4 protein-coding genes and 4 tRNA genes are annotated in these 4,488 nt (G+C 51.2%); 7 read left to right on the forward strand and 1 reads right to left on the reverse strand.

Going from position 1 to position 4,488, the window contains the following annotated elements; translation table 11 throughout:
* Nucleotides 1-321 precede the first annotated feature (321 nt).
* Together murB and birA are read left to right on the forward strand one after the other, a co-directional pair.
* Nucleotides 322-1,350: a UDP-N-acetylmuramate dehydrogenase gene (gene murB, locus AC6CWS_RS26300; protein ID WP_065884208.1), complete on the forward strand. Its 1,029-nt coding sequence runs from the start codon at nucleotides 322-324 to the stop codon at nucleotides 1,348-1,350.
* The gene (gene birA, locus AC6CWS_RS26305) at nucleotides 1,347-2,309 is read left to right on the forward strand and encodes a bifunctional biotin--[acetyl-CoA-carboxylase] ligase/biotin operon repressor BirA (RefSeq protein ID WP_080901933.1); all 963 of its coding nucleotides are present in this window, start codon (nucleotides 1,347-1,349) and stop codon (nucleotides 2,307-2,309) included. Before murB ends, birA begins: the two co-directional genes overlap by 4 nt.
* A gap of 26 nt (nucleotides 2,310-2,335) precedes the next feature.
* Here the strand turns inward: birA and coaA are convergent, their stop codons facing one another.
* Complete coding sequence (gene coaA / locus AC6CWS_RS26310) at nucleotides 2,336-3,286, reverse strand: type I pantothenate kinase (protein WP_032429237.1); 951 nt, start codon at nucleotides 3,284-3,286, stop codon at nucleotides 2,336-2,338.
* 429 nt (nucleotides 3,287-3,715) lie between these two features.
* Between coaA and AC6CWS_RS26315 the strand changes: the two genes are divergently transcribed.
* The 5 genes from AC6CWS_RS26315 to AC6CWS_RS26335 form a co-directional block, all read left to right on the forward strand.
* Nucleotides 3,716-3,791, forward strand: a tRNA-Thr gene (locus AC6CWS_RS26315).
* Between the two features lie 10 nt (nucleotides 3,792-3,801).
* Nucleotides 3,802-3,886 (forward strand) — tRNA-Tyr (locus tag AC6CWS_RS26320).
* Nucleotides 3,887-4,001: 115 nt separating this feature from the next.
* Nucleotides 4,002-4,076: transfer RNA gene (locus AC6CWS_RS26325), tRNA-Gly, on the forward strand.
* A 5-nt stretch (nucleotides 4,077-4,081) separates the two neighbouring features.
* A tRNA-Thr gene (locus AC6CWS_RS26330) sits at nucleotides 4,082-4,157 on the forward strand.
* A 115-nt stretch (nucleotides 4,158-4,272) separates the two neighbouring features.
* Nucleotides 4,273-4,488, forward strand: a 216-nt coding sequence (locus AC6CWS_RS26335; RefSeq protein WP_227545090.1) for a GTP-binding protein, incomplete at its 3' end; no start/stop codon positions are given.

Here is a 4,488-nt window from a genome sequence, read left to right on the forward strand (position 1 = left end):
AGAAGTGAAACGCCGTAGCGCCGATGGTAGTGTGGGGTCTCCCCATGTGAGAGTAGGGAACTGCCAGGCATCAAATAAAGCAGAAAGCTCAGTCGAAAGACTGAGCTTTTTTGCGTTTTTGTCCTCCGGCGAGGGTGCCGACATGCTTCCCCCGGTGGCGCTGCGCTTACCGGGGCTACGGACCTTGCGGGTTCTGTTGCCCGGACCGGTACACCACATCACCACCGTTAGCGCCCCGCAATATTATTGCCTCTGTAATCAGGCAAGCCTTCCCCCGCCAGATACGGTAAACTAACGCCGATTTTGCATCAGGAAGCCACTATGAACCACTCCCTCAAACCCTGGAATACCTTTGGCATTGAGCGATCCGCCAATACGATAGTACGCGCCGAAACTGAACAACAGTTATTAAGCGCCTGGCAAACCGCTGTCGCGGCTGGCGAACCCACGCTAATCCTTGGGGAAGGCAGTAACGTCCTGTTTATGAACGACTATGCCGGTACGGTGATCCTCAACCGAATTATGGGGATCGAGGTGAGCGAAACCCCGGATGCCTGGCGCTTGCACGTCGGCGCCGGCGAAAACTGGCATCAACTGGTGCAGTTCACGCTACAGCATGCGATGCCTGGTCTGGAAAATCTGGCATTAATCCCTGGTTGCGCAGGATCTTCGCCTATCCAGAATATTGGCGCTTACGGCGTCGAATTGCAGCGGGTTTGCGAATATGTTGACTGCATCGAGCTGGAAACGGGACGTAAACAACGCCTTTCCGCAGCGGAATGCCGTTTCGGCTATCGCGACAGCATCTTTAAACATGAATATCAGGACCGCTACGCCATCGTCGCGATTGGCCTGGCGTTAGAGAAAGCGTGGCGACCGGTGCTGAGCTACGGTGATTTAACACGTCTCGATCCGCAGACGGTCACCCCGCAGCAGGTATTCGATGCGGTCTGTCATATGCGAATGACTAAATTGCCGGATCCAAAGATTAACGGTAATGCTGGCAGCTTTTTTAAGAACCCGATCGTCAGCGCTCAGGTTGCAGAAGCGCTGCTGGCGCAGTTCCCTCATGCACCGCACTATCCGCAGGCAAACGGCAGCGTCAAGCTGGCCGCTGGCTGGCTAATCGATCAATGTCAGCTCAAAGGACAACGCATCGGCGGCGCGGCCGTGCATCGACAGCAGGCGCTGGTACTGATTAATGAAGATCAAGCGACCAGTGAGGATGTGATAAAGCTTGCCCATTACGTTCGCCAGCAGGTGGGTGCGAAATTCAATGTATGGCTTCAACCCGAGGTGCGCTTCATTGGAACGCATGGTGAAGTCAACGCAGAGGAGAGCATTGCGTGAAAGACCATACTATCCCTTTAACGCTAATTTCTATCCTTGCTGATGGTGAGTTTCACTCAGGTGAACAGCTTGGCGAGCAGTTAGGCATGAGCCGGGCGGCGATTAATAAGCATATCCAGACTTTACGCGACTGGGGCGTTGATGTGTTTACCGTACCGGGCAAGGGTTACAGCCTGCCAGAGCCTATTCATCTTTTGGATGAGAAAAAGATCTCCCAACAGATAGAGCATGGCCGAGTGACTGTCCTTCCGGTAATCGACTCCACTAACCAGTATTTGCTGGACAGACTGGATGAGCTGACGTCCGGCGATGCCTGCGTGGCTGAATATCAGCAGGCAGGGCGGGGTCGACGAGGCAGAAAATGGTTTTCCCCCTTTGGCGCGAATCTCTATCTCTCAATGTACTGGCGTCTGGAGCAGGGCCCGGCAGCGGCTATTGGCCTAAGCCTGGTGATCGGTATTGTGATCGCTGAAGTGCTGCAGCAATTCGGGGCCGAACAGGTTCGCGTGAAATGGCCGAACGATATTTATCTGCAGGATCGTAAGCTGTCAGGGATCCTCGTGGAACTGACGGGAAAAACGGGCGATGCCGCACAAATCGTCAGCGGCGCGGGTATCAACCTTGTGATGCGTCGCGTGGAGTCTGATGTCGTCAATCAGGGTTGGATCAGCCTTCAGGAAGCAGGGGTGGTCATCGATCGTAACCTCCTCGCCGCGCGCCTGATTAAAGAGCTGCGCCTGGGGCTGGAGCTGTTCGAGCAGGAAGGGTTGGCTCCTTATCTGCCGCGCTGGGAAAAACTGGATAACTTTATTCATCGTCCGGTAAAACTGATTATCGGTGATAAAGAAATTTATGGCATTTCCCGCGGTATTGACGCCCAGGGGGCGCTATTGCTGGAGCAGGATGGTGTGATAAAAGCCTGGGTCGGTGGTGAAATATCATTGCGCAGCGCAGAATAAAAAAGGGAGCTTCGGCTCCCTTTGCTTTATTTCCGTAAGCGTACCTGATTAACGGAATGATTGGCGCTCTTGGTCATAATCAGGCTGGCGCGCTCGCGGGTTGGAAGGATGTTTTCCTTGAGATTCATTAGGTTAATCTCATTCCATAGCGAGGTGGCAATATCCACCGCTTCTTCCTTCGACAGCTTGGCGTAATTATGGAAATAAGAATCCGGGTCGGTAAATGCTCCTTCCCGGAATTTAAGAAAGCGGTTGATATACCAGCTTTTCAATAATTCTTCCGGGGCATCGACATAAATAGAAAAGTCGACAAAATCCGATACGAATACATGATGCGGATCGTGTGGATAATCCATCCCACTTTGCAGAACATTCAGTCCTTCAAGAATGAGAATATCCGGTTGCGCGACAGTTTTATCGCCGTCGGGAATAACATCATAAATTAGATGGGAATAAACCGGTGCAGTTGCCTGTGGTACTCCTGATTTGAGATCGGAGACAAACTTCACCAGCCGATGCATATCATAAGATTGCGGAAAGCCTTTCTTCTTCATTAACCCACGTTCTTTCAAAACCGAGTTAGGGTGCAAAAATCCGTCAGTGGTAATGAGTTCGACATGGCGATGCTCAGGCCAACGGCTAAGCAAGGCCTGCAGTACACGGGCGGTGGTGCTTTTACCTACCGCAACGCTGCCAGCTATGCTGATTATATAGGGAATTCGCTGACCGTTGGTGCCAAGAAATTGTTCGAGAACCGCCTGACGACGCAGGTTAGAACTAATATAGAAGTTGAGCAAACGCGACAGCGGCAAATAGATCTCAGCAACCTCTTCCAGAGAGAGATCTTCGTTGATGCCTTTTAACCGCGTGATTTCTTCCTCGGTTAACGTCATCGGGACAGAATCACGAAGTGCAGCCCATTGGTGGCGGTTAAATTGTAGGTACGGTGTCATTAACGTCTGCTCTTTTTGGCTCATAAGCATGTTCTTACCATCACCGAATACGTTGAAACGGCGATGCTTCACACGAGTTAATCAGGACAATGGGCAGGAGGGTAACACCAGATTGCCGGGAATAATAAGAAAAAAACTCATTGAATGCTGCTTTCTCGCGCCAGCGTCACAAGAGAGGAATAAGTTTCTTATGCTTTGCAAAGCATGGCCTTTGCTAACAGGATTGTGCTAACGGCCTGTTGCCTTTCAGTCTGCGGTCAGCATACGTTCCGGGTAAACGTGGATGACCGAAACCGCGCCTGCTGTGCTGTTTGCTGGCGATTATTTGCACTCCGTTGTTTGAAATTACACCGTTTTTTCGCGTAAGAGCACAAAATGTGAGCAAGAGAACGTTTTATGCAAATTTTTAGTTGCATGAACTCGCTCCTCTCCCTAGAATGCGCGCTACTTGATGCCGACTTAGCTCAGTAGGTAGAGCAACTGACTTGTAATCAGTAGGTCACCAGTTCGATTCCGGTAGTCGGCACCATAACAATTTGGGTGGGGTTCCCGAGCGGCCAAAGGGAGCAGACTGTAAATCTGCCGTCATCGACTTCGAAGGTTCGAATCCTTCCCCCACCACCACTTTCTGGCGACGCTTTGCGTAGCCGGAGTTGGTTGGGTAAACTAATCAGCTCAATACTACAGAGAGCAGTCTCTTTAGTATTACAGAAAGAACTGGGTAGCCGAGTTTCAGGATGCGGGCATCGTATAATGGCTATTACCTCAGCCTTCCAAGCTGATGATGCGGGTTCGATTCCCGCTGCCCGCTCCAGACGTGCTGATATGGCTCAGTTGGTAGAGCGCACCCTTGGTAAGGGTGAGGTCCCCAGTTCGACTCTGGGTATCAGCACCACTTCTTTTCTCTCCTTCCCTGTTTCTCTTCTGTTATGTTCATTCAACAAGTCGGGCATGTTGCCTGGTTGATGTGGTGATATCACCGATTTATCCGTGTCTTAGAGGGACAATCGATGTCTAAAGAAAAGTTTGAACGTACAAAACCGCACGTTAACGTCGGTACTATCGGCCACGTTGACCATGGTAAAACAACGCTGACCGCTGCCATCACTACCGTACTGGCTAAAACCTACGGTGGTTCCGCTCGCGCATTCGACCAGATCGATAACGCGCCGGAAGAAAAAGCTCGTGGTATCACCATCAACACCTCTCACGTTGAATATGACACC

Source organism: Klebsiella sp. M041 (genome assembly GCF_059759695.1).